We start from the raw sequence: 23,749 nt of genomic DNA on the forward strand, positions 1-23,749 counted from the left end.
TGAACGGCCAACGAACCACTACTTTTAACATTACTGCCCGCCAGCCGCCATGGCGGCACGCCATGAGGCACTTGAGTGGGGGCGACTTTCGTATGACTGCAATTTGAGCATGCATTTTCTTTCGTGACAAAGGCTTATGCTGTGTTTTTGCACAGGTGTGACAGCAAATGTGCCAGATGGTGCCGGCGACCCTCGCAATGTGTAGGAAATTACATCTGGCGCTGTACTGCGTCAGCCGCCAACGAGACCAGCATTGACCCGAAAAGCCGCACGCGCCATCCTGCCCACTCCCCTCCCCCACCGCACGATAGACCATGCTCACCTGGCTTACCCGCGACTCGCTGACCTTCCCCCCTCTGGAAAAGGCCCTGCACGACCCTAACGGCCTGCTCGCGGCCGGAGGCGACCTCAGTGCCGAGCGACTGGTGCAGGCCTATCGGCATGGTTGCTTCCCCTGGTACCAGGACGGCCAGCCTATCCTCTGGTGGTCACCTGATCCACGCACCGTGCTGTTCCCGGACGAACTGCACGTCTCTCGTTCGCTGGCCAAGCTGATGCGCCAGGGCCGCTACCAGGTCAGTTTCGACACCGACTTCCGCGCAGTCATCGATGCATGCGCCGCTCCCCGGGACTACGCCGAGGGGACCTGGATCACCGACAACATGCGCGACGCCTATTGCCAACTGCACCAGCGCGGCATCGCCCACAGCGTCGAGGTGCGCCAGGACGGCGAGCTGGTGGGTGGTCTCTATGGCCTGGCAATGGGCCGGCTGTTCTTCGGTGAGTCGATGTTCAGCCGCGCCGACAACGCCTCGAAAGTCGGTTTCGTGACGCTGGTCGGGCATTTGCGCGATGCCGGCTTCGTGCTCATCGACTGCCAGATGCCCACCAACCACCTGCACAGCCTCGGCGCCCGCGCCATCAGCCGCGCCCAGTTCGCCGACTACCTACGTCAGCACCTCGACCAACCCAACGGCGCCACATGGGTTTGCTAGGCGAGTTCTGCCAGCTGGCTTACACTTAAAGCAAAGTCTCACCGAGGGGGGTAGATCATGACAGAGCTGGCGCGACTGAAGTTCTATGCCACTCAGCCCCACTCCTGCAGCTATCTGCCGGACGAGCAGGCGACCACCCTGTTCCTCGATCCCAGCCAGCCGATGGACGTGCACGTATATGCCGACCTGTCGGAAATGGGCTTTCGCCGCAGTGGCGACCATCTCTATCGCCCCCATTGCCAGAACTGCAATGCCTGTGTGCCTGCGCGCATCCCCGCCGCGCGCTTCATCCCCAATCGCCAGCAACGGCGGATCCTCAAGCGCAATGCCGATATTAACGTGAGCGCCGCGCGCCCGGCGTTCAAGGAGGAGTACTTCGATCTGTACCGGCGCTACATCGAGACCCGCCACGCCGACGGCGACATGTATCCGCCCAGCCGCGACCAGTTTTCCACCTTCCTGGTCCGCGACCTGCCCTTCTGCTGGTTCTACGAATTCCGCCTCGAAGGCCGGCTGCTGGCGGTGGCGGTCTGCGACCTGCTGCCCAACGGCCTGTCGGCGGTGTACACCTTCTACGAGCCCGCCGAAGAGCGCCGCAGCCTAGGTCGCTATGCCATCCTCTGGCAGATTACCGAAGCTCTGCGTCAAGACCTCGAGGCGGTGTATCTCGGCTACTGGATCAAGAACTGCAAGAAAATGAGCTACAAGACCCAGTACCGCCCCATAGAGCTACTGATCAACCAGCGCTGGGTCAGCCTCAACTGAAAGACATTGGCTTGACACACAATTTTCGGGCATAATCCACGCCACTTTTTTGCCCGGTGCGGTTATGCGTCGGGCCAACACTGGATACCGAGGGCTCTACTGCATGTCGAAAGAAGACAGCTTCGAAATGGAAGGTACTGTCGTCGACACCCTGCCCAACACCATGTTCCGCGTGGAGTTGGAAAACGGGCACGTCGTAACCGCGCACATCTCCGGAAAGATGCGCAAGAACTACATTCGTATTCTCACTGGCGACAAGGTCCGCGTCGAACTGACGCCCTACGACCTGAGCAAGGGCCGCATCACCTACCGCGCGCGCTAACTCAAGCCATGAAAAAGCCCGGCCATGTGCCGGGCTTTTTTGTGCCGTACATATTGCCAAGGGCTGCTTTGCAGCCCATTCGCGGGGCAAGCCCGCTCCCACAGATGCAGTGCAGTCCTCAGCGTGTGGGAGCGGGCTTGCCCCGCGAATGGGCCGCAAAGCGGCCCCAAGCCATCAAGCGACTTCAGCCGTGGTCTCGAAATCGAACACCAGCTCGCCGTCGCGCAGATCCACATGCACCACACCACCGTGCTCGGCCAGCTCGCCGAACAGGATCTCCTCGGCCAACGGCCGCTTGATCTTGTCCTGGATAAGCCGCGCCATGGGACGCGCGCCCATCTGCACGTCGTAGCCGCTGGCAGCCAACCAGCCACGGGCATCGTCGCTGACCTCCAGCAGTACACGCTTGTCTTCCAGCTGCGCCTGAAGCTCGATGAGGAACTTGTCGACGATGCTCTTGATCGTCTCGTGGCTCAGGCGGCCAAACTGGATGATGGTGTCCAGGCGGTTGCGGAACTCCGGCGTGAAGCTCTTGCGAATGACCTCCATCGCATCGGACGCATGGTCCTGATGAGTGAAGCCGATCGAGGCCCGCGCGGCGGTTTCGGCGCCGGCGTTGGTGGTCATGATCAGGATCACGTTGCGGAAGTCGGCCTTGCGCCCGTTGTTGTCGGTCAGGGTCCCGTGATCCATCACCTGCAGCAGCAGGTTGAAGACTTCAGGGTGGGCCTTCTCGATTTCATCGAGCAGCAATACGCAGTGCGGTTGCTTGGTGATCGCTTCGGTCAGCAAGCCGCCCTGGTCGAAGCCGACATAGCCAGGAGGCGCGCCGATCAGACGCGATACAGTGTGCCGCTCCATGTACTCGGACATGTCGAAGCGCACCAACTCGACCCCCAGCGCCTTGGCCAACTGCCGGGCGACTTCGGTCTTGCCGACACCGGTGGGGCCGGCGAAGAGGAACGAGCCGACCGGCTTGTCCGGTGCCTTGAGACCGGCACGCGACAGCTTGATGGCGGTGGCCAGCGAGTCGATCGCGGCGTCCTGGCCGAATACGGTCAGTTTCAGGTCGCGCTCGAGGTTACGCAGCAATTCCTTGTCGGAGCTGGTGACATGCTTGGGCGGAATCCGCGCGATCTTGGCGACGATATCCTCGACCTGCGGCACATCGATGCGCTTGACCCGATTGGCTTCGGGCTGCAACCGCTGATAGGCACCGGCTTCGTCGATGACGTCGATGGCCTTGTCCGGCATGTGGCGGTCATTGATGTAGCGCGAGGCCAGCTCCGCCGCTGCACGCAGGGCCTCGTCGCTGTACTCGATGTTGTGATGGCTTTCGAAGCGGCCCTTCAGGCCCCGCAGAATGCCCACGGTGTCCTCCACCGACGGCTCGGTGACATCGACCTTCTGGAAGCGCCGCGCCAAAGCGCGATCTTTTTCGAAGATGCCGCGGAACTCCTGGAAGGTGGTAGACCCGATGCAGCGGATGTCGCCAGAAGACAACAGCGGCTTGAGCAGGTTGGAGGCATCCATCACCCCACCCGAGGCTGCGCCCGCACCGATGATGGTGTGGATCTCATCGATGAACAGGATGGCCTGCGGACGCTTGCGCAGCTCGCCGAGCAGCGCCTTGAAGCGCTTCTCGAAATCACCCCGGTATTTGGTACCGGCCAGCAGCGCGCCTAGGTCAAGGGAGTACACCACGCTCTGCGCCAACAAGTCAGGCACCTGGCCATCGACGATACGCTTGGCCAGGCCTTCGGCGATGGCGGTCTTGCCGACGCCGGCCTCGCCGACCAGCAGCGGGTTGTTCTTGCGCCGGCGGGCCAGGATCTGCGCCACGCGCTCGACTTCCTGCTCGCGCCCCACCAGGGGATCGATGCGTCCGGCGCGGGCCAGCTCGTTGAGATTGCTGGCGTAGGCATCCAGCGGGTTGCTCGAGGAGGACGCTTCGCCGCCCTCATCGTCCTGCATGTCCTGCTCGCCTTCGGTATTGGGGCCATGGCCAGGCACCTTGGAGATGCCATGGGCGATGTAGTTGACCACATCGATGCGGGCCACGCTCTGCTGCTTGAGCAGGAACACGGCCTGGCTTTCCTGTTCGCTGAAGATCGCCACGAGTACGTTTGCGCCGGTCACTTCGCGCTTGCCGGAGCTCTGCACGTGGAATACGGCGCGCTGCAGCACACGCTGGAAGCCCAGGGTCGGCTGGGTCTCGCGGTCTTCGTCGTTGACCGGAATCAACGGGGTGGTGGAATCGATGAACTCTTGCAGGTCGTGCTTGAGTTTGTCGAGATTGGCGCCACAGGCGCGCAGAACGGTCGCGGCAGCCTCATTGTCAAGGAGTGCCAACAGCAGATGTTCGACGGTCATGAATTCATGACGCTTCGAACGGGCCTCCTTGAAGGCAAGATTGAGGGTGACTTCGAGCTCGCGGTTTAACATAGCTTCACCTCATACCCAAGTGGTCGGCGATTAACCGTCCTTCTCGATTTCACAGAGTAGCGGATGCTGGCTTTCCCTGGCGTATTGGTTGACCTGCATGGCCTTGGTTTCGGCGATGTCACGGGTAAACAATCCGCACACTGCCCGCCCTTCGGTATGGACGGTCAGCATGATCTTGGTCGCCAGCTCGCGGTTCAGATTGAAGAACGTCTCGAGCACTTCGACGACGAAATCCATTGGTGTGTAGTCGTCGTTGAACAAAACCACCTTGTACATCGGTGGCGCCTGCAGGATCGGCTTGGCTTCCTGAACCGCGAGACCAGAGCCATCGTCCTCGTTCGATTGCGGGCGATCCTGATTGAATGTTAGTCGAATCTCGCTAGGTGCATGCATGGAAAGAATTTCATCACGATCGACAGGTTAAGGTTGTGGGTTGACCGCTAAGGCCCTCGCCGGCGCGGGCGCCGCATGACCTTGACTATCGGCAAAACGGTGTTACAACCAATAAGAACCCACCGTGGTCGATAAAGATCCGCGCAGTCAACCAGATTTTTCGCATGGTTCGTATGCGGATGAAGTGGATGATACTCCAGTGATGGAGTCCTTTGCAGAGGGACATAGGGATGGCAAGCGGCAAAGTCAAGTGGTTCAACAATGCCAAGGGCTATGGTTTCATCAATGAAGACGGCAAGACCGATGATCTGTTCGCCCACTATTCGGCTATCCAGATGGACGGTTACAAGACGCTCAAGGCCGGCCAGGCCGTGACCTTCGAGATCGTCCAGGGCCCCAAAGGGCTGCACGCCACGCAAATCACCAACGCGACCGCCCCGGTCAGCGAGCCAAGCGCCCCGCAGAATTCGAGCGTACCACTCGAAGCCTGACGCGCCAGCTTCCCGGTAGACGATCGAAACGGCCACCTCTTTAGCAAGGTGGCCGTTCGTCGTTCGCTACATGTGCTTGATCATGGCGTCACCGAAGCCCGAACTGCCGACCAGGGTCGCGCCGTCCATCAAACGCTCGAAATCATAAGTGACCGTCTTGGCGCCAATGGCACCGTTGGTGCCCTTGATGATCAGATCCGCCGCCTCGGTCCAGCCCATGTGCCGCAACATCATCTCCGCCGAGAGGATCACCGACCCTGGGTTGACCTTGTCCTGGCCGGCATACTTCGGCGCTGTGCCGTGCGTAGCCTCAAACATGGCCACGGTATCGGACAGGTTGGCACCAGGAGCGATGCCGATCCCCCCGACTTCCGCTGCCAGGGCGTCGGACAGATAGTCACCATTGAGGTTAAGCGTGGCGATCACGTCGTATTCGGCCGGGCGCAACAGGATCTGCTGGAGCATGGCATCGGCAATGGCATCCTTGACCACCACCTCGCGGCCGCTTTTCGGGTTCTTGAACTTCATCCAGGGCCCGCCATCGAGCAGCTCGGCGCCGAATTCGTCACGGGCCACCTCATAACCCCAGTCCTTGAAGGCCCCTTCGGTGAACTTCATGATGTTGCCCTTGTGCACCAGGGTCAGCGACTCGCGATCGTTGTCCACGACGTATTGCAGGGCTTTGCGCACCAGGCGCTGGGTGCCCTCACGGGAGACCGGCTTGACCCCGATGCCACAATCCTTGTCGAAGCGGATCTTGGTGACGCCCATTTCCTCCTTGAGGAATTTGATCACCTTGTCGGCCTCGGGCGAGCCTGCCTTCCACTCGATGCCGGCATAGATGTCCTCGGAGTTCTCCCGGAAGATCACCATGTCGACATCCCCGGGTTTCTTGACCGGGCTCGGCACACCCTGGAACCACAGCACCGGCCGCAGGCATACGTACAGGTCGAGTTGTTGGCGCAGGGCTACGTTCAGCGAGCGAATGCCGCCGCCGACCGGCGTGGTCAGCGGGCCTTTGATCGAGACCACATAGTCGCGCACCGCATCGAGGGTCTCCTGCGGCAGCCAGGTATCCTGGTCGTACACCTGGGTGGCCTTTTCCCCGGCGTACACCTCCATCCAGGCGATCTTGCGCTTGCCGCCATAGGCCTTGTGCACCGCGGCATCGACGACCTTGATCATCACCGGCGAAACATCCACGCCGATGCCATCGCCCTCGATGAAGGGGATGATCGGGTTGTCGGGCACATTGAGCGAATGGTCGGCATTGACGGTGATCTTGCTACCGTCGGTCGGAACCTTGATTTTCTGGTATCCCATGGTGGCACTACTCCGCTTGCGGGTCGTGGTTGGACTTCATGCGATGCAATCAGCCTAAACCACATCCACCACCCTGCAAGCCCTGCGACAACCGGACACATTGCCCATGCGTCTTTGGTCTTATAAATGGGCCGATATCACTTAGCCTTGCTGAATAGTCCGATTGGTTTGATATACTGCGCCGCGACCGTAGGGTCATCGGGGCGAACCCTTGGAAAAACGCGGCTCGCCCTCGGCCAGGTAAAGGCCGCAAAACCTGGCCATCCAGCCTGGACTGTTACCGCAGCCCAGCACTTGACGCTCGACTGATGCATCCACCATCACCGCTCGCAGCCTCTCGACTTTTCGCTTATGGCGCTGCCTGAGCGATGCGCCTACCCTGCGCACCTCGAGACTCGAGCACGCTCAGCACACAGAGAGTTAACCCGCATGCCCACCCGTTCCAAGATCATCTATACCTTCACCGACGAAGCCCCCGCCCTCGCCACCTACTCGCTGCTGCCGATCATCGAAGCGTTCACCGCTTCGGCTGACATCGCCGTCGAAACTCGCGACATCTCCCTGGCTGGCCGTATCCTCGCGGCTTTCCCGGAGCAACTGGGCGCAGAGAAGCAAGTAGGCGATCACCTGGCGGAACTGGGCCAGCTGGCTACCACCCCTGAAGCCAACATCATCAAGCTGCCGAACATCAGCGCCTCGGTACCGCAGCTCAAGGCCGCGATCAAGGAGCTGCAAGGCAAGGGCTTCAACATCCCTGACTACGCCGACGAGCCGAGCACCGCCGAGGAAAAAGAATCCCGCGCGCGCTACGACCGCATCAAGGGCAGCGCCGTGAACCCGGTTCTGCGCGAAGGCAACTCCGACCGCCGCGCTCCGCTGTCGGTCAAGAACTACGCTCGCAAGCACCCGCACAAGATGGGCGCCTGGGCCGCCGACTCCAAGTCGCACGTTGCCCATATGACCCAGGGCGACTTCTACGGCAGCGAGAAAGCTGCCCTGATCGAGGCTGACGACAGCCTGCGCATCGAACTGGTCGGCAAGGACGGCAGCACCTCGGTACTGAAAGAAAAGACCGCCGTCAAAGCCGCCGAAGTCATCGACTGCGCCACCATGAGCCGCAAGGCCCTGAAAGCCTTCATCGCCGAGCAGATCGCCGATGCCAAGGCCGCTGGCGTACTGCTGTCGGTTCACCTGAAAGCCACCATGATGAAGGTCTCCGACCCGATCATGTTCGGCGTCATCGTCGAAGAGTTCTACAACGACGTGCTGACCAAGCATGCCGCCGAACTGAGCCAGGTCGGCTTCAACGCCAACAACGGCATCGGCGACCTGTATGCCCGCATCAAGGACCTGCCAGCCGACAAGCAGGCCCAGATCGAAGCCGATGTCCAAGCCCTGTACGCCCAGCGTCCAGCCCTGGCCATGGTCAACTCCGACAAGGGCATCACCAACCTGCACGTACCGAGCGACGTCATCGTCGACGCCTCGATGCCAGCCATGATCCGTGACTCGGGCAAGATGTGGAACGCCGCTGGCGAGCTGCAAGATGCCAAGGCGATCATCCCGGACCGCTGCTACGCCGGCATCTACCAGGCGACCATCGAAGACTGCAAGGCCAATGGCGCCTTCGACCCGACCACCATGGGCAGCGTGCCGAACGTTGGCCTGATGGCCCAGAAGGCCGAAGAGTACGGCTCCCACGACAAGACCTTCCAGATCAAGGCCGACGGCGTCGTGCGCGTGGTCGACAGCAAGGGCAAGGTCCTGCTGGAGCAGAACGTCGAAGCCGGTGACATCTTCCGCATGTGCCAGACCAAGGACGCGCCGATCCAGGATTGGGTCAAGCTGGCCGTCAACCGTGCCCGCCTGAGCAACACCCCTGCGGTGTTCTGGCTGGACCCGGCTCGCGCCCACGACGGCGTGATGATCGAGAAGGTGCAGAAGTACCTGAAGGACCACGACACCTCCGGCCTGGACATCCGCATCCTGGCACCGGTCGAGGCCATCAAGTTCTCCCTGGCCCGTATCCGCGAAGGCAAGGACACCATCTCGGTGACCGGCAACGTGCTGCGTGACTACCTGACCGACCTGTTCCCGATCATGGAACTGGGCACCAGCGCCAAGATGCTGTCGATCGTCCCGCTGATGAACGGCGGTGGCCTGTTCGAAACCGGCGCTGGCGGCTCGGCGCCCAAGCACGTCCAGCAGTTGGTCGAAGAGAACTTCCTGCGTTGGGACTCGCTGGGTGAATTCCTGGCCCTGGCCGCTTCCCTGGAGCACCTGGGCAACACCTACGACAACCCACGTGCCAAGGTCCTGGCCAACACCCTGGACGAGGCGACCGGCAAGTTCCTCGATACCAACAAGTCGCCTTCGCGCAAGGTCGGCGGTATCGACAACCGTGGTAGCCACTTCTACCTGACCCTGTACTGGGCCCAGGCCCTGGCTGCCCAGAGCGACGACGCTGCCCTGCAGGCACGCTTCGCCCCACTGGCCAAGACCCTGACCGAGAACGAGGAGACCATCGTCGCCGAGCTCAACGCCGTCCAGGGCAAGCCGGCCGATATCGGTGGCTACTACGCCCCGGATGCCGAGCTGACCGTCAAGGTGATGCGTCCAAGCCAGACCCTGAACAGCGCCATCGCCGCACTGTAAGGTTCGCTTGATGTAACAGCACAAACCCCGGCCACGCACCGGGGTTTGTGCTTTTTGGCAATTAATCGACACCATGCCAGCCTTGGAGGAGCAGCACATGACCTGGCAACCCCACATCACCGTCGCCACCATCGTCGAAGACGAAGGCAAGTTCCTCTTCGTCGAGGAGTTCAAGACCGGCCAACACGTCTTCAACCAACCCGCCGGCCACCTCGAAGCCAACGAATCCCTGACTCAAGCCGCCCTGCGCGAAACCCTCGAGGAAACCGCCTGGGAGGTCGAGCTGACCGGCGTCGTCGGCATCTACCTGTACACCGCTCCAAGCAACGGCGTGACCTATCAGCGTATCTGCTTCGCTGCGCGGCCCCTTCGCCACCATGCCGACCTGGCGTTGGACGCCGATATCGTCCGGGCCGTCTGGCTGACCCGCGAGGAACTGCTGACCGACCCCAACCGCTGGCGCAGCGAACTGGTGCCACGCTGCCTCGACGACTACCTCGCAGGCCCTCTGCACAGCCTCGCACTGCTACGCGACTGACGCGAAGGCGTGGGTTTGATAGAATCGGCGTTTTTCCCCCTTGATACACATCGGTAACCATGACCAGCCCAGCACTCAAAGACCCCGCCAAGACCCGCGTCATCGTCGGCATGTCCGGCGGCGTGGACTCTTCCGTCTCCGCCCTCCTGCTCATGGAGCAGGGCTACCAGGTGGAAGGGCTGTTCATGAAGAACTGGGAAGAGGACGACGGCACCGAATACTGCACCGCCCGTGAAGACCTGGCCGACGCCCAGGCCGTATGCGACCGCATCGGCATCAAGCTGCACACCGCCAACTTCGCCGCCGAATACTGGGACAACGTGTTCGAGCACTTCCTCGAGGAGTACAAGGCCGGCCGTACGCCCAACCCCGATATCCTCTGCAACCGCGAAATCAAGTTCAAGGCGTTTCTCGACTACGCCCTGTCCCTGGGCGCCGACCTGATCGCCACCGGCCACTACGTGCGCCGCCGCGACACGGGCGAGCTCACCGAACTGCTCAAGGGCCTGGACCCGAACAAGGACCAGAGCTATTTCCTGCACGCTGTCGGCGGTAAGGAAATCGCCCGCACGCTGTTCCCGGTAGGCGAGCTGGAAAAGCCCGAGGTGCGCGCCATCGCCGAGAAACACGGCCTGGCCACCGCCAAGAAAAAGGACTCGACCGGCATCTGCTTCATCGGCGAGCGCCGCTTCAGCGACTTCCTCAAGCAGTATCTGCCGGCCCAACCGGGCGACATCGAGACGACCGAAGGTGAAGTGATCGGCCGCCACCACGGCCTGATGTACCACACCATCGGCCAGCGCCAAGGCCTTGGCATCGGCGGCCTCAAGGACGCCGGCGACGAGCCGTGGTACGTGCTGCACAAAGACCTGACTCGCAACGTGCTGGTGGTCGGCCAGGGCAACGAGCATCCATGGCTGTTCTCCCGCGCCCTGCTCGCCTCGGAGATCTTCTGGGTCAACCCGATCGACCTGAGCAGCCCGCGCCAGCTCACCGCCAAGGTGCGCTACCGCCAGAGCGACCAGCAATGCACCCTGGAGCGTACTGCCAATGGCTATCGCGCCGTGTTCGATGAGCCGCAGCGCGCCGTGACACCCGGCCAATCGGTGGTGTTCTATGACGGCGAGGTGTGCCTGGGCGGCGGCGTGATCGAAACCGCCGAGCCGTGGAGCCCGCGCGCATGAGCAACCTGCAGGAGCAGTTGATTGCCCTGGGCGGCGTGTTCCAGGCTGCCGTGCTGGTCGACCGCATCGCCCGCACCGGCCAGGCCAGCGAGGCCAACATCGGCTGCATGCTCGGCAGCCTGCTGGTGCGCGACCCGGAAAACACCCTGCAGGTGTTCGGCGGCGACGACCTCAACCTGCGCGACGGTTATCGCGCCCTGGTCGGCGCCCTCGAGCGCGACCCCAGCAGCCTGCAGCGCGAGCCGCTGCGTTATGCGCTGTCGATGCTCGGCCTCGAGCGCCAGCTGAACAAGCGCGGCGACCTGCTCGACACCATTGGCAACCGCTTGCCGCAGATCCAGTCCCAGGCCGAGCATTTCGGCCTGGTTCACGAAAACGTCATCGCTTCCAGCGGCGCCTTGTACCAGGACACCCTGAGCACCTTGCGCCAGCGCATCCAGGTACACGGCGACATGCGCTTCCTGCAACAGTCCAGCAACGCCTCGAAGATCCGCGCCCTGCTGCTCGCCGGTATCCGTGCTGCACGCCTGTGGCGCCAGCTGGGCGGGCATCGCTGGCAACTGGTGTTCAGCCGGCGCAAGCTGCTCAACGAACTGTACGACATGATGCGTTCGCCTTCCTGAAAGGCAACGCAGCCCCTGTAAGAGCGGGTTTACCCGCGAATGCGATGCCAGACGCACCGCCGCCTTCGCGGGTAAACCCGCTCCGACAGGGCCCGACCTGCTTTTATAGGCCCGACCTTTGGTCAGCCACCCGACTCGGGCGCATTTTTCATGTATGATATGCGCCCTTCCAAAAGCCTGACTGTCCGAGAACACCCCATGCAGCTCTCTTCGCTCACTGCGGTTTCCCCTGTAGACGGCCGTTACGCCGGCAAAACCCAGGCCTTGCGCCCCATTTTCAGCGAATACGGCCTGATCCGTTTCCGCGCCCTGGTCGAAGTGCGCTGGCTCCAGCGTCTGGCCGCCCACCCGCAGATCGGCGAAGTGCCGGCGTTCTCCGCCGAAGCCAATGCCCTGCTGGACACCCTGGCCACCGACTTCAAGCTCGAGCACGCCGAGCGCGTCAAGGAAATCGAGCGCACCACCAACCACGACGTCAAGGCGATCGAATACCTCCTCAAGGAGCAGGCCGCCAAGCTGCCTGAGCTGGCCAAGGTCAGCGAGTTCATCCATTTCGCCTGCACCAGCGAGGACATCAACAACCTGTCCCACGCCTTGATGCTGCGTGCCGGCCGTGACGAAGTGCTGCTGCCGCTGATGCGCCAGATCGCCGACGCCATCCGCGCCCTGGCCCACGCCCATGCCGAGGTGCCGATGCTCTCGCGCACCCACGGCCAGCCGGCTTCGCCGACCACCCTGGGCAAGGAGCTGGCCAACGTCGTCTACCGCCTGGAGCGGCAGATCGCCCAAGTGGCCGCCGTGCCGCTGCTGGGCAAGATCAATGGCGCCGTGGGCAACTACAATGCCCACCTCTCGGCCTACTCGCAGATCGACTGGGAGCAGAATGCCCGCGCCTTCATCGAAGACGAGCTGGGCCTGGTGTTCAACCCCTACACCACCCAGATCGAGCCGCACGACTACATCGCCGAGCTGTTCGACGCCATCGCCCGCTTCAACACCATCCTCATCGACTTCGACCGCGACGTCTGGGGCTACATCTCGCTGGGCTACTTCAAACAGAAGACCGTCGCCGGCGAAATCGGCTCCTCGACCATGCCACACAAGGTCAACCCGATCGACTTCGAGAACTCCGAAGGCAACCTGGGGATCGCCAACGCGCTGTTCCAGCACCTGGCCAGCAAGCTGCCGATCTCGCGCTGGCAGCGTGACCTGACCGACTCCACCGTGCTGCGCAACCTGGGCGTGGGCTTTGCTCACAGCGTCATCGCCTACGAAGCCAGCCTCAAGGGTATCGGCAAGCTGGAAGTCAACGAAGCCCGCATCGCCGCCGATCTGGACGCCTGCTGGGAAGTCCTTGCCGAGCCGATCCAGACCGTCATGCGCCGCTTCAACATCGAGAACCCCTACGAGAAGCTCAAGGAGCTGACCCGTGGCAAGGGCATCACGCCCGAGGCGCTGCTGACCTTCATCGATGGCCTCGACATGCCTGCCGAAGCCAAGGCCGAGCTCAAGCAACTGACCCCCGCCACCTACATCGGTAACGCGGTGGCCCAGGCCAAACGCATCTAAGCTGAGCGTTGCGCTCAACGCCCGGCTTAGCCGGGCGTTTTTATTCCCGCATGAAAATTACGTCTTTTCAATAGGTTGAACATGAATCCTGATACTCCACTGCAGTTGCTCGGCGGCATCTCGGCCCGCGAATTCATGCGCGACTACTGGCAGAAGAAGCCCCTGCTGGTGCGCCAGGCCTTCCCGGACTTCATCAGCCCGATCGACCCCGACGAGCTGGCCGGTCTGGCACTGGAAGAGGAAGTCGAGTCGCGCCTGGTGCTCGAGCATGGCGAGCACCCATGGGAACTGCGCCGCGGCCCGTTCACCGAAGACACCTTCGCCGAGCTGCCGGAACAGGACTGGACCTTGCTGGTGCAGGCTGTCGACCAGTTCGTACCGGAAGTTGCCGAGCTGCTGGAGCATTTCCGCTTCCTGCCGAGCTGGCGCATCGACGACGTGATGATCAGCTTCGCCGCACCAGGTGGCAGCGTCGGTCCGCACTTCGACAACTACGATGTGTTCCTGCTGCAGGGCCACGGCAAGCGCAACTGGAAGATCGGCCAGATGTGCAACAGCGACAGCCCTCTGCTGGAGCACGCCGACCTGCGCATCCTCGCCGAATTCGAACAGAGCGGCGAGTGGACCCTGGAACCAGGTGACATGCTCTACCTGCCCCCGCGCCTGGCCCACTACGGTGTGGCCGAAGACGACTGCCTGACGTATTCGGTCGGCTTCCGTGCGCCGAGCGCCGCCGAAGTGCTGACCCACTTCACCGACTTCCTCAGCCAGTTCCTGCCTGACGAAGAGCGTTACAGCGACGCCGATGCCCAGCCGGTCAGCGACCCGCACCAGATCCAGCACGACGCGCTGGACCGGCTCAAGGCCCTGCTGGCCGAGCACATGGGCGACGAGCGCCTGCTGCTGACCTGGTTCGGCCAGTTCATGACCGAACCGCGCTACCCCGAACAGGTCGCCGGCGAGGAGCTGAGCGAGGAAGAGCTGATCGACAGCCTGCAACAGGGTGCCATCCTGATCCGCAATCCGAGTGCCCGCATGGCCTGGTCGGAAGTCGACGACAACCTGCTGCTGTTCGCCAGCGGCCAAAGCCGTTTGCTGCCAGGTCACCTGCGCGATCTGCTGAAACTGATTTGCGCAGCCGACGCACTGCACATCGAAAACCTTGTAGAGTGGCTGGAAGACGAAGACGGCCTGACGCTGGTCTGCCAGCTGGTCAAACAAGGAAGCCTGGGATTTGCCAATGAATAAGATCAGCGTTCGCCTCGCCGACTGGCACAAGGATCACGCCGATATCCATCGCATCCGCAGCGCGGTATTCGTTGCCGAGCAGCATGTACCGCCAGAGCTGGAGTTCGATGCCGAGGACCCGACCGCCCTGCACTTTCTGGCACTGGAAGGCGACTACCCGATCGGCACCGCCCGCTTGTTGCCCGACGGCACCATCGGTCGGGTTTCGGTCTTGCGCGACTGGCGTGGACTGAAGGTGGGTGATGCACTGATGAACGCGGTGATCCGCGAGGCGCAGAACCGCGACCTGCGCCAGCAGATGCTCAGTGCCCAAGTGCATGCCACGCCGTTCTATGAGCGGCTGGGCTTTCGCGTGGTGAGCGAGGAGTTTCTCGAAGCCGGCATCCCCCACGTAGACATGGTGCGCGATTCCAGAGAATTCGCCTGATCCGCACGGGTCTCATTGCCGGCGAACGGGCTCCTACTGGGGTTGTAGGATCCGATTCGCTGGCAATGAAGCCAGACTGCCACACACATCCCGACCGAAATAAACTGTACATCCATCCAGATAAAACTTGCCTACGCGCCCCCACTTGCGCATCCTATCGCCCATCACCCCGATGAAGCGTTCCTGGCCATGCGGCTGTTCCTCTGCGAAAAACCCTCCCAGGCAAAAGACATCGCCAAGGTCCTCGGCGCCACCCGCAAGGCTGACGGTTGCTGGCAAGGCACCGATGTATGCGTGACCTGGTGCATCGGCCACCTACTCGAAACCGCCCCGCCCGACAGCTACGACGAACGCTACAAACGCTGGACTCTTGCCGACCTGCCGATCATCCCGGAGAAGTGGAAGATGCAGGTCAAGCCCAAGACTGCCAGCCAGTTCAAGGCGGTCAAGCGCCTGCTCGGTGAAGCCCGCGAACTGGTCATCGCCACCGACGCCGATCGTGAAGGCGAGATGATCGCCCGTGAGCTGGTCGAGCACTGCCGCTACCGCGGGCCGATCCAGCGCCTGTGGCTCTCGGCACTGGACGACGCCTCCATCCGCAAGGCCCTGGGCCGCCTGCTACCCGGACAGCAAACCTTCAGTCTCTACCATTCGGCGCTCGGCCGCTCGCGCGCCGACTGGTTGATCGGCATGAACATGAGCCGCCTGTTCACCCTGCTCGGCCGCCAGTCCGGATACCAGGGCGTACTGCCGGTAGGACGGGTCCAGACCCCGACCCTGCGTCTGGTGGTGGACCGTGACCGCAGCATCGCCGACTTCGTGCCGGTGCCGTTCTGGGCCATCGAGGTGCAACTGGAGCACCATGGCCAAACGTTCAATGCCCAGTGGCGTGCGCCGGAAGACGCCTGCGATGACCAAGGGCGGTGTCTGAACCAGGAGTTGGCGCAACAGGCAGCCGCCGCCATGGGCACAGCCGGCACCGCCAAGGTACTCGACGTGGCCACCGAGCGCGTGCGCGAAGCCGCTCCCCTGCCCTTCGACCTCGGCACCTTGCAGGAACTGTGCTCGAAGAAGTTCGGCCTTGGCGCCCAGGAAACCCTCGACATCGCCCAGGCGCTGTACGAGACGCACAAATTGATCACCTATCCACGCAGTGACTGTGGTTACCTGCCTCTCAGCCAGCACGTCGAGGCCCCGGGCATCCTTGCCGCCCTGCTGCGCGCCGATGCCAGCCTCGCCCCGCTGCAAGCCCACCTGGAACCGCAACGTCGGTCGCGGGCCTGGAACGACGCCAAGGTCAGCGCCCACCATGGCATCATCCCAACCGCAGCCGCCAGCGACCCATCGCGCCTGCCGCCCAAGTACAAGGCCGTGTACACCCTGATCCGCGCCCGCTACCTGGCGCAGTTCCTGCCCAATCACGAATACGACCGCACCCAGGCCGAATTCGGCTGCGCTGGCTATGCCTTGCGTGCCGTCGGCAAGCAGATCGTCGAGCCCGGCTGGCGCCGCGCCCTGCCTGAGGCGCTGACGCCGGCCAAGGGCCGCGAAGCAGCGCCTGCCCAGGTGCTGCCAGCGCTGCGCAAAGGAGATGATTGCCTGCTGCGCGGCCTGCAACTCAAGGACATGTGGACGCAACCACCCAAGCCATTCACCGAAGGCGACCTGATCAAGGCGATGAAGAACGTCGCCAAGCTGGTGGACGATCCGCGCTTGAGGCAGAAGCTCAAGGACACTACTGGCATCGGCACCGAGGCGACCCGCGCCAGCATCATTCAAGGCCTGCTCGACCGTGGCTACCTGGTGAAGAACGGCAAGGCGTTGTCCGCCACCCCGGCCGCATTCAGCCTGATCGACGCGGTGCCGCGGGCGATTGCCGACCCTGGCACCACCGCCATCTGGGAACAGGCGCTGGACATGGTGCAGAGCGGTGAGATGACCCTGGAAGAGTTCGTTACCCGTCAATCGGCTTGGATGGGCAAGCTGGTGCAGCGCTGCAGTGGGTTACGCCTGAGCATCAGTGGGCCAGCGGTGGGCAAGGCGCCTGCGTGGAAGAAGAAGCGCGGCGGCAAAGGCAAGGTAGCCCGCGGCGGGAGCAAAACCCCCACGGGCAAGTCTCGACAGGCGCAGCGCAAGACGACTCTCTAGAGTCAGCGCGACATCATCAAGTACATGTCTGTGTGTTTGGACCAACGAACGCCAGAACAGCCAATGTGGTTACTGCTCAAAAATATCTAGCCTTTGGCCATGGATCAGTTCACTGCGGGCAGGCAAGAGCATTAAGGGCGAATCTTCACGGGGAAGCGCAACGCAAAGCATATTTGCCCAGGCTCAGGCTGGCTGACCGCTGCACGCCCTCCATGCAAGTGCATGATGGCGGTCACGATCGCCAATCCCAACCCATTGGAATCGGACAACTGGTGCCGAGAGGCGTCGCCGCGGTAGAAGCGGTCGAATACCTTGTTCAAGACCGCTTCGCTGAGCCCAGGCCCCTGATTTTCGACCTCGATACGACATTCATCTGCCGCGAAAATTGCCCGTAGTTCGATGTGACTTCCCTCATCGGTTTTCTCCGCGAGATACCCCGTACTTTAGTGCGGGGAGGATGTCAACTTCTATAACCAGAATGTGCATGGGCACAGGCCCTCTGTCGTCGACTGATACCGGGGGTCGCCAGCCGCAGCGATGCTGTGGCTAGAAGGGTTGCACTGCGATCGTTTCCATCACTTCCCAGTAATGAGCCTTTCGATCATCGGTTGGGTGATCACCCCGAATATACTGGGATCGCCATAGGCCCGGGCTGAAAGCATCGTCCCATGAACGGTAGCCATGAAGGTTTCTGCCTCGCTGCGAGCATCGCTCGGCAGGACCAGGCGACCTTGCTCAGCCCCTCGTTCGAATACGGAAACCAACCAGGCAGACAACATCTGGAAATGCGCCCTGACCTCCACCACGATTTCTTCAGGCAATACCGGAATCTGGGTGGCTAGCAATGCACACACACAATAGCCCTTGGTTGCATCTCCAATGCACTCCAGCCAGTAACCAATGTACGCCCGGAGTTGCTCGGCAGGATCAGGGATCGCACGGTCGAGGTGTTCGAGACCCGCCTGCGCCTCTTGCCGGTACTGGCTGACGAGGGTACGAACCAGGTCCACCTTGGTCGGAAAGTGGTGATGGATGCTGGCTTTACGGATGCCGACAAACGCGGAGATATCCGCGTAACTGAACCCGCTATAACCGCCGGCGATGACCAAGGCACGGGTACAGTCGAGGATTTCGAAATAGGTCTTGGAATGCGTAATCATGACGCCACCCTACCTTCTGGTAGGGTGGCCGTCAACACGGTTCGAGGCGTGGCGTTTCGCCACCTGCTGTTCGATGGGTGCTTGAGCGCTGCGCGGCGCGATGCTCCCCGGCGTACAGGAATGAACGCCAAACGTACATAAATGGCAGTCCCGGTACCACCGTGTGCATCACACACTGGGCGTGTTCCCCACTGCTGGCTGAATCGCTGCGAGGCACTCAACCAGGACGCTGGGTTTGCAGACTCCAGAGAAGGCCCTTTTCATGTCAAGCATCCATGCTCTCCCTATCGAAGGACGTCGTTGGTCGATGTTCGTCATTCTGCTGGTCGGGGCGTTCCTGCCGCCCTTGGACTTCTTCATCGTCAATGTCGCATTGCCCTCGATCCAGCAAGACCTGAACACCGCCTCTTCGGCTGAGCAACTGGTCATTTCCTCATATGCCGGACTGTATGCCGTGACCCTGATCACCGGAGGACGCCTGGGTGATCTCTATGGACGCGGGCGGATGTTCTTCCTCGGCCTGATCGGCTTCGCTACGGCGTCGCTGATCTGCGGACTCGCCGAGTCACCCTGGGTACTGGTCGCCGGACGCGCCCTTCAGGGCATAACGGCGGCAATCATGGCCCCACAGGCCCTGGCATCGGTGCAGGCGATCTTCCCGGAGGCGGAAAAGCCGCTGGCACTGAGTATCTATGGCGCGGTCTTCGGGCTGGCCTCGGTGGTCGGCCAGGCCCTGGGAGGCGTGTTGATATCACTCGATGTCTTGGGCTTGGGTTGGCGGGCGATTTTCCTGGTCAACCTGCCCATTGCGCTGCTGGTCATTTTATTCGGCGTGCCCTTGCTCAGCGAAACCCGTGCACGTCAGGCAAGCAAGCTGGACCTGATAGGCATGCTGTTGTCGGTTTTGACGTTGAGCGCTCTCATCGTACCCTTGATCGAAGGCCGTGAAGCGGGCTGGCCCTTGTGGTCCTGGCTGACTTTGCTGGCGGCTCCGGTGCTAGGCTGGTTGCTCTGGCGCCATCAAACGCGCCTGTTCCTTGCCGGCGGTAACCCGCTGCTCAACCCGCTGGCATTGCAGGCTCCAGGCTTGGGCCGTGCGCTGTTGGTCGCTTTGTCATTCTACGCGATCGGCGTGTTCTTCCTGCTGTTGTCGATCTATCTGCAGGGCGCATTACATGTCAGTGCCCTCAGCGCTGGCCTGACGTTCCTGCCATTCGGCATGGGTTTCCTTCTGGGGCCGCTCTCGACAGCTCGATTCAGACGGGTGCTCGGCATCTATCTCAACGCTTTCGGAATGGGACTTGAGGTCGTGGGCCTGTTGGCCTTGATCTGGCTAGTGGTGATGACACCGATTTCTGCCTCTGCACCTCCCATGCTGCTTGCCCTACCCCTGTTCCTGATCGGCTTTGGACAAGGACTGGCGCTGCCGACCTTGATGAGCATGATCACCAGCCGGGTAGCCCCCGCACTGTCGGGCATGATTGCCGGCATCGCCAGCTCGACGCTACAAGTCAGCACCGCATTGAGCGTCGCGGTGATCGGTGGAGTGTTTTACACGCTCGTCGGCCCCAATGGCGACGAAGCGGCCATCGGACATGCCTTCATCGTCGCCCTTCTGTGCATCGCCGGCTGCCTTGCCGCCGGCGCCGGGCTGAGTTTCTCGCTGGCCCGCCAGTCCATCGGTCGCTAAACGCATGTCCGGCGATCTGCCTACTACAAGCATGACCCAGCACTCGAGCCTCTGCTGGAAAGCAACTTGACGCCTCGGATGCGGACCCTGTGCAAGGTCCTGGGAGCGCCTTGCTCCGGATGATCCGGAGCAAGGGTATCCGGTGAAAGAATTGCGCTAAGCGCCCCTTTCACTCAGATCGTCGGCCACCGTCGCCAGCACTGACCAATCCTGGCTGCCAAGCCCTCTCTCCAGCGCAGCCGCCATTCGGCGACGCACCGCGCTAGCAGCCGGAAGAGAAAGCCCCTGGGCCTGACCGGCAGCCAACGCGAGGTCGACGTCCTTGAGGCCGAGGGAAAGCTTGAAGCCGGGCTCGTAGCGACCGTTGACTATATTGAGTCCGTAACGCTGATAGCTCGGGCAGGCAAACAGGGTCTGGGTGACCACCTCGATGAATGCCTGCGCGCTCAGGCCGTGACGCTCGGTAAGATGACTGGCTTCGGCCAGGGCCTCGATGGCCTGACTGATCATCATGTTGCCCGCGACCTTGGCAATGCAGGCCTGCACCGGCCGGTCACCCAGCCGCCAGGTATGTTTGCCGAGCACATCGAGCACCGGCTGCACCCGCTCGATGGCTGCTGGATCGCCAGCAGCCAAGATATTCAGTTCGCCCCTGGCGGCCACTGCAGGGATACCGAAAACCGGGGCTGCGACCAGACCGAGCCCGAACGCCTCATGTTGGCTCGCCAACTGCTCGATGAGCGCAGGCGAAAGCGTCGACATCACGATATGAATGCAGCCCTTGGCCGCGCCCTGCAAGACTCCCGGAGCCAGCAAGACCTCTTTCACTGCTTGATCGTCGGCCAGCATGCTGATGACCACAGGTGCCTGCAACGCTGCAGACGCCGACGGCAATACACCAACGTCTCCCAATCCAGATAGCGACCCGGCGCTGCGGTTCCAGACGCCCACTCGATAACCCGCCCGTAACAGCAACGGGATCATCGCCTGCGCCATGCTACCAACTCCCACGAAACCAATGTCCATGCCAGCTCTCCTCGCCCGCAATACAGGCCTGTAGTCGTCACTGTGCCGTTGCAAGGGTTGCGACGGGACTGCCATTGCTGCATCTTCGCCGTTCATCTTTGTGCGAGGTACGTCATGGACTGGAACGACTTGCGCGTCTTCCTGGCAATTGTCCGCACCGGCTCCCTCGGCGCTGCCGCGAAACAACTGGGGGTGAGCCATCCCACCGTGGGGCGGCGGCTCAATGCGCTGGAGCAGGCCAGCGGACAGGTGTTCTTTCGTCGTGTCGGACAAGCGCTGGTCTTGACCGACAGCGGTGACAAGATCCTGCGCCTGGCGCAAGAAATGGAACAAAACGCGCTGGCCATCGAGCGACACATTGCCGGTGACAGCGACCAACCTGAAGGGCTGCTGCGCATCTCCTCGGCAGACTGGTTCGCCGGCTACGTGCTATCCCCCGTGCTCGGGGAACTAAACCGGCGTTATCCCTTGATCGTCCCGGAAGTGATCCCGGGCCATCGATTGTTCGACCTCTCACGTCGCGATGCCGACATCGCCTTTCGCATCGTTCCGTTCACTGAACCGGACATCGTGCAACGCCGCTTGATGACGATGAACTATGGCCTCTACAGCGCCGCCGATCTGCCACTTACTGCGTCGAACGAGGGTGATGGCCTGGGACTGATCACGATGAACACCGCCCAGGCCCATTATCCCGACGTACGCTGGTTGCAGGAGCTGTTCCCCCGCGCCAAGACCGTATTCACCAGCAGCAGCCGGACGGTCCAAGCACAAATGTGCGGCATGGGGCTGGGGGTGGCGGTGTTACCCCGCCCACTGGGCGACAAGCTGCCCTATTTGCGGCTGCAGGACATCGGTGGCCAGCCACCTGGGCGCGATATCTGGATGGGCTACCACCACGACATGCGCCAGATGGATCGGCTTCGCGCCCTGGCCGATCTCGCCGTCGACATGCTGGGCCCTTGATCTGACCAATCTTGACGCAAATGTAATCGGCCGGTCATCTTCGAGTGCCAGGACGGAACTTAGCATCAAGGGACTTCAAACAGAGGAAATGTCCCGATGAAAATGAAGAACGTCCTGTCCAGCTCGTTCGGAATCTGCATGGCGGCTGCCACGCTCCTCGCCAGTGCGGCAGATATGCCGGTGATCAAACCACTGCGGGGGGGTGGTTGAAGATTTCAGCAACAACACCTTGAGCTTCACCACCCGCTCCGGCATGCACCAAAGCATCGCAATGAGCGACAAGACCGGTGTGGTCAGCGCTTCACACGCCGACCTTGCCTCGATCAAGACCGACAGCTTCGTAGGGTCGGCTGCTATCCCCCAGGCCAACGGCACCCTTAAAGCACTGGAAGTCACGGTCTTCGATGCCCGACTCAAGGGAAGCGGCGAGGGTCACTATGGCTGGCAGAATGCCGACGGAAGTACCGGCACCATGACCAACGGTACGGTGGGTAAGCTCTCCAGCGCTAATGGCCGCACCTTGAGCGTCAAGTACAAGGGCGGCACCAAAGAGCTTGTGGTACCTGACGACGTACCGATCGCGTTCATCGAACCAGGCTCGACCCAGGAGCTGGTCAAAGGCGCCAAGGTCGTGGTGTTTCCTGCCGAAGACGGCAAGACCGCCCGCGGTGTCGCCGTCGGTAAGAACGGCTTCCAGCCACCGATGTAAGCCTGCAGACGGCCTGATGCGTGGTCACCCTGACCACGCGTGGGTCTGTCGATTCAGACCATCGCGCAAGGTGGCAGCATGAAACAAATCCGTATCCACCCCTGGCCCGTCCGCTTGATGCATTGGCTCAACGCTCAGTGCATGGTGTGCATGTTCATGAGCGGCTGGGCCATCTATAACGCCTCGCCGTTGCTCGAGTTCAGGTTTCCTGTCGAGCTGACGGTGGGTGGCTGGCTGGCTCCCTCGCCTGGCACTTCGCATTCATGTGGGTGCTGGTCATCAATGGCTTGCTCTACCTGATCCACGGCCTGGCCAGCCGGCATTTCCAGCGCGACCTGCTGCCCGTGACGGCCTGCTCCGTGGGGCGGGATTTGCGGGCGGCATTGCGCTTTGAACTCAAGCACGAGCACGGCGTGTACAACGCGTTGCAGCGCCTGATGTATTGGCTGGTGCTGGCGGCGGGTGTGCTGATCGCGGCATCGGGCTTGGCGATCTGGAAGCCGGTCCAGCTTCAGATGCTGGTTGCACTGCTGGGCGGCTACGACACTGCACGCTACGTGCACTTCACCGCGATGGCGGCCATCGGTGCGTTTGTCGTTGTGCACGTTGCGATGGTGTTGTTGGTCCCGAAAACCTTTCTGCCGATGATCACTGGTGGCAAGCGTGAGGACACGAGAGGAGAAAACCGAACATGAACCTGCCGAAGCGACGCCCAACGGCGCGCATTGAGCTTGAGCCGGCCCAGCGCTGGCAACTTGAAAGCCTCCAGCGCCGACAGTTCTTGCGTGGCAGCCTGACGGTCGGCGCATGCCGGGTTCGTTGGTTTCAAATGTGCCGACCGCTACTATTCAAGCCTCGACATGGCCAGCGCCCTGCACCCACAGACATTGTTGGCCCTGGACTACGGTGAAGTCGCCTTGCCGCCGGAATACGGCTATCCGTTGCGGGTCAGAGTACCGACCAAACTGGGGTTCAAGAATCCCAAGCATATCGTCGAGATCTTCGTCAGCAACGATAATCCCGGCGGGTATTGGGAGGACCAGGGCTACAACTGGTTCAGTGGTATCTGAAG

Annotated in this window: 19 protein-coding genes and 4 pseudogenes; 17 read left to right on the forward strand and 6 right to left on the reverse strand. The window is 62.0% G+C overall.

The window, feature by feature from the left end; all coding sequences use genetic code 11:
• Positions 1-314 precede the first annotated feature (314 nt).
• The 3 genes from aat to infA all read left to right on the forward strand — a co-directional run bounded on the left by aat (position 315) and on the right by infA (position 2,082).
• Positions 315-995, forward strand: coding sequence for a leucyl/phenylalanyl-tRNA--protein transferase (gene aat / locus KY379_RS18320; RefSeq protein ID WP_261241121.1), 681 nt, complete (start codon positions 315-317; stop codon positions 993-995).
• A gap of 57 nt (positions 996-1,052) precedes the next feature.
• Positions 1,053-1,760 carry an arginyltransferase gene (locus KY379_RS18325; RefSeq protein WP_261241120.1) on the forward strand — a complete coding sequence of 236 codons (708 nt, stop codon included), beginning with the start codon at positions 1,053-1,055 and terminating at the stop codon, positions 1,758-1,760.
• Between the two features lie 103 nt (positions 1,761-1,863).
• Positions 1,864-2,082 (forward strand): translation initiation factor IF-1, encoded by a 219-nt coding sequence (gene infA, locus KY379_RS18330; protein WP_002553999.1) that lies wholly within the window; start codon positions 1,864-1,866, stop codon positions 2,080-2,082.
• Positions 2,083-2,256: 174 nt separating this feature from the next.
• Here infA and clpA read toward each other — a convergent pair whose 3' ends face one another.
• Positions 2,257-4,527, reverse strand: a complete 2,271-nt coding sequence (gene clpA / locus KY379_RS18335; RefSeq protein ID WP_133331925.1) for an ATP-dependent Clp protease ATP-binding subunit ClpA — start codon at positions 4,525-4,527, stop codon at positions 2,257-2,259.
• 30 nt (positions 4,528-4,557) lie between these two features.
• Entirely contained in the window at positions 4,558-4,920 is a 363-nt protein-coding gene (clpS, locus tag KY379_RS18340) for an ATP-dependent Clp protease adapter ClpS (protein WP_013973290.1), read from the reverse strand.
• 230 nt (positions 4,921-5,150) lie between these two features.
• On the opposite strand from clpS, the gene cspD reads away from it, so the two are divergent.
• Positions 5,151-5,411, forward strand: a complete 261-nt coding sequence (gene cspD / locus KY379_RS18345; protein ID WP_133331924.1) for a cold shock domain-containing protein CspD — start codon at positions 5,151-5,153, stop codon at positions 5,409-5,411.
• 66 nt (positions 5,412-5,477) lie between these two features.
• On the opposite strand, the gene icd is transcribed toward cspD, so the two are convergent.
• Positions 5,478-6,734 carry an NADP-dependent isocitrate dehydrogenase gene (icd, locus tag KY379_RS18350; RefSeq protein ID WP_133331923.1) on the reverse strand — a complete coding sequence of 419 codons (1,257 nt, stop codon included), beginning with the start codon at positions 6,732-6,734 and terminating at the stop codon, positions 5,478-5,480.
• Between the two features lie 429 nt (positions 6,735-7,163).
• On the opposite strand from icd, the gene KY379_RS18355 reads away from it, so the two are divergent.
• The 8 genes from KY379_RS18355 to KY379_RS18390 all read left to right on the forward strand — a co-directional run bounded on the left by KY379_RS18355 (position 7,164) and on the right by KY379_RS18390 (position 17,126).
• A complete protein-coding gene (locus KY379_RS18355; protein WP_261241119.1) occupies positions 7,164-9,389 on the forward strand; it encodes an NADP-dependent isocitrate dehydrogenase in 2,226 nt (741 codons plus the stop codon).
• A 97-nt stretch (positions 9,390-9,486) separates the two neighbouring features.
• A complete protein-coding gene (locus KY379_RS18360) occupies positions 9,487-9,927 on the forward strand; it encodes an NUDIX hydrolase (RefSeq protein ID WP_261241118.1) in 441 nt (146 codons plus the stop codon).
• Between the two features lie 59 nt (positions 9,928-9,986).
• Positions 9,987-11,111: a tRNA 2-thiouridine(34) synthase MnmA gene (mnmA, locus tag KY379_RS18365; RefSeq protein WP_133331920.1), complete on the forward strand. Its 1,125-nt coding sequence runs from the start codon at positions 9,987-9,989 to the stop codon at positions 11,109-11,111.
• Positions 11,108-11,734, forward strand: a complete 627-nt coding sequence (gene hflD, locus KY379_RS18370; protein ID WP_261241117.1) for a high frequency lysogenization protein HflD — start codon at positions 11,108-11,110, stop codon at positions 11,732-11,734. The genes mnmA and hflD overlap by 4 nt, the downstream gene beginning before the upstream one ends.
• A gap of 198 nt (positions 11,735-11,932) precedes the next feature.
• Positions 11,933-13,303, forward strand: coding sequence for an adenylosuccinate lyase (gene purB, locus KY379_RS18375; protein ID WP_133331918.1), 1,371 nt, complete (start codon positions 11,933-11,935; stop codon positions 13,301-13,303).
• Positions 13,304-13,384: 81 nt separating this feature from the next.
• Positions 13,385-14,551, forward strand: coding sequence for a cupin domain-containing protein (locus KY379_RS18380; RefSeq protein WP_261241116.1), 1,167 nt, complete (start codon positions 13,385-13,387; stop codon positions 14,549-14,551).
• Positions 14,544-14,978: a GNAT family N-acetyltransferase gene (locus KY379_RS18385; protein WP_133331916.1), complete on the forward strand. Its 435-nt coding sequence runs from the start codon at positions 14,544-14,546 to the stop codon at positions 14,976-14,978. Before KY379_RS18380 ends, KY379_RS18385 begins: the two co-directional genes overlap by 8 nt.
• A gap of 189 nt (positions 14,979-15,167) precedes the next feature.
• Positions 15,168-17,126 carry a DNA topoisomerase III gene (locus tag KY379_RS18390; RefSeq protein ID WP_261241115.1) on the forward strand — a complete coding sequence of 653 codons (1,959 nt, stop codon included), beginning with the start codon at positions 15,168-15,170 and terminating at the stop codon, positions 17,124-17,126.
• A 131-nt stretch (positions 17,127-17,257) separates the two neighbouring features.
• Here KY379_RS18390 and KY379_RS18395 read toward each other — a convergent pair.
• Together KY379_RS18395 and KY379_RS18400 are read right to left on the reverse strand one after the other, a co-directional pair.
• Positions 17,258-17,542, reverse strand: a pseudogene (locus tag KY379_RS18395) (ATP-binding protein); the annotation flags it as partial.
• 159 nt (positions 17,543-17,701) lie between these two features.
• The gene (locus KY379_RS18400) at positions 17,702-18,286 is read right to left on the reverse strand and encodes a TetR/AcrR family transcriptional regulator (protein ID WP_133331913.1); all 585 of its coding nucleotides are present in this window, start codon (positions 18,284-18,286) and stop codon (positions 17,702-17,704) included.
• Positions 18,287-18,593: 307 nt separating this feature from the next.
• Between KY379_RS18400 and KY379_RS18405 the strand changes: the two genes are divergently transcribed.
• Positions 18,594-19,976 (forward strand): MFS transporter, encoded by a 1,383-nt coding sequence (locus KY379_RS18405; RefSeq protein ID WP_133331947.1) that lies wholly within the window; start codon positions 18,594-18,596, stop codon positions 19,974-19,976.
• Between the two features lie 156 nt (positions 19,977-20,132).
• On the opposite strand, the gene KY379_RS18410 is transcribed toward KY379_RS18405, so the two are convergent.
• Positions 20,133-21,002 carry an NAD(P)-dependent oxidoreductase gene (locus KY379_RS18410; protein WP_133331912.1) on the reverse strand — a complete coding sequence of 290 codons (870 nt, stop codon included), beginning with the start codon at positions 21,000-21,002 and terminating at the stop codon, positions 20,133-20,135.
• A 114-nt stretch (positions 21,003-21,116) separates the two neighbouring features.
• Between KY379_RS18410 and KY379_RS18415 the strand changes: the two genes are divergently transcribed.
• From KY379_RS18415 to KY379_RS18430, 4 genes and pseudogenes are all read left to right on the forward strand, one after another.
• The gene (locus tag KY379_RS18415) at positions 21,117-21,968 is read left to right on the forward strand and encodes a LysR family transcriptional regulator (protein ID WP_133331911.1); all 852 of its coding nucleotides are present in this window, start codon (positions 21,117-21,119) and stop codon (positions 21,966-21,968) included.
• A 102-nt stretch (positions 21,969-22,070) separates the two neighbouring features.
• Positions 22,071-22,677 (forward strand): annotated as a pseudogene (locus tag KY379_RS18420) (hypothetical protein).
• 78 nt (positions 22,678-22,755) lie between these two features.
• A pseudogene (locus KY379_RS18425) lies at positions 22,756-23,372 on the forward strand (cytochrome b/b6 domain-containing protein).
• 114 nt (positions 23,373-23,486) lie between these two features.
• Positions 23,487-23,747, forward strand: a pseudogene (locus KY379_RS18430) (molybdopterin-dependent oxidoreductase); the annotation flags it as partial.
• Positions 23,748-23,749: the final 2 nt, after the last annotated feature.

Source organism: Pseudomonas sp. HD6422, assembly GCF_025377065.1.
GTDB lineage: Bacteria > Pseudomonadota > Gammaproteobacteria > Pseudomonadales > Pseudomonadaceae > Aquipseudomonas > Aquipseudomonas putida_U.

Bases quoted from the DNA above. Each gene is read 5' to 3' on its own strand.
- aat (WP_261241121.1), top strand. From the start codon at position 315: ATGCTCACCTGGCTTACCCGCGACTCGCTGACCTTCCCCCCTCTGGAA.
- KY379_RS18325 (WP_261241120.1), top strand. From the start codon at position 1,053: ATGACAGAGCTGGCGCGACTGAAGTTCTATGCCACTCAGCCCCACTCC.
- infA (WP_002553999.1), top strand. From the start codon at position 1,864: ATGTCGAAAGAAGACAGCTTCGAAATGGAAGGTACTGTCGTCGACACC.
- clpA (WP_133331925.1), bottom strand. From the start codon at position 4,527: ATGTTAAACCGCGAGCTCGAAGTCACCCTCAATCTTGCCTTCAAGGAG.
- clpS (WP_013973290.1), bottom strand. From the start codon at position 4,920: ATGCATGCACCTAGCGAGATTCGACTAACATTCAATCAGGATCGCCCG.
- cspD (WP_133331924.1), top strand. From the start codon at position 5,151: ATGGCAAGCGGCAAAGTCAAGTGGTTCAACAATGCCAAGGGCTATGGT.
- icd (WP_133331923.1), bottom strand. From the start codon at position 6,734: ATGGGATACCAGAAAATCAAGGTTCCGACCGACGGTAGCAAGATCACC.
- KY379_RS18355 (WP_261241119.1), top strand. From the start codon at position 7,164: ATGCCCACCCGTTCCAAGATCATCTATACCTTCACCGACGAAGCCCCC.
- KY379_RS18360 (WP_261241118.1), top strand. From the start codon at position 9,487: ATGACCTGGCAACCCCACATCACCGTCGCCACCATCGTCGAAGACGAA.
- mnmA (WP_133331920.1), top strand. From the start codon at position 9,987: ATGACCAGCCCAGCACTCAAAGACCCCGCCAAGACCCGCGTCATCGTC.
- hflD (WP_261241117.1), top strand. From the start codon at position 11,108: ATGAGCAACCTGCAGGAGCAGTTGATTGCCCTGGGCGGCGTGTTCCAG.
- purB (WP_133331918.1), top strand. From the start codon at position 11,933: ATGCAGCTCTCTTCGCTCACTGCGGTTTCCCCTGTAGACGGCCGTTAC.
- KY379_RS18380 (WP_261241116.1), top strand. From the start codon at position 13,385: ATGAATCCTGATACTCCACTGCAGTTGCTCGGCGGCATCTCGGCCCGC.
- KY379_RS18385 (WP_133331916.1), top strand. From the start codon at position 14,544: ATGAATAAGATCAGCGTTCGCCTCGCCGACTGGCACAAGGATCACGCC.
- KY379_RS18390 (WP_261241115.1), top strand. From the start codon at position 15,168: ATGCGGCTGTTCCTCTGCGAAAAACCCTCCCAGGCAAAAGACATCGCC.
- KY379_RS18400 (WP_133331913.1), bottom strand. From the start codon at position 18,286: ATGATTACGCATTCCAAGACCTATTTCGAAATCCTCGACTGTACCCGT.
- KY379_RS18405 (WP_133331947.1), top strand. From the start codon at position 18,594: ATGTTCGTCATTCTGCTGGTCGGGGCGTTCCTGCCGCCCTTGGACTTC.
- KY379_RS18410 (WP_133331912.1), bottom strand. From the start codon at position 21,002: ATGGACATTGGTTTCGTGGGAGTTGGTAGCATGGCGCAGGCGATGATC.
- KY379_RS18415 (WP_133331911.1), top strand. From the start codon at position 21,117: ATGGACTGGAACGACTTGCGCGTCTTCCTGGCAATTGTCCGCACCGGC.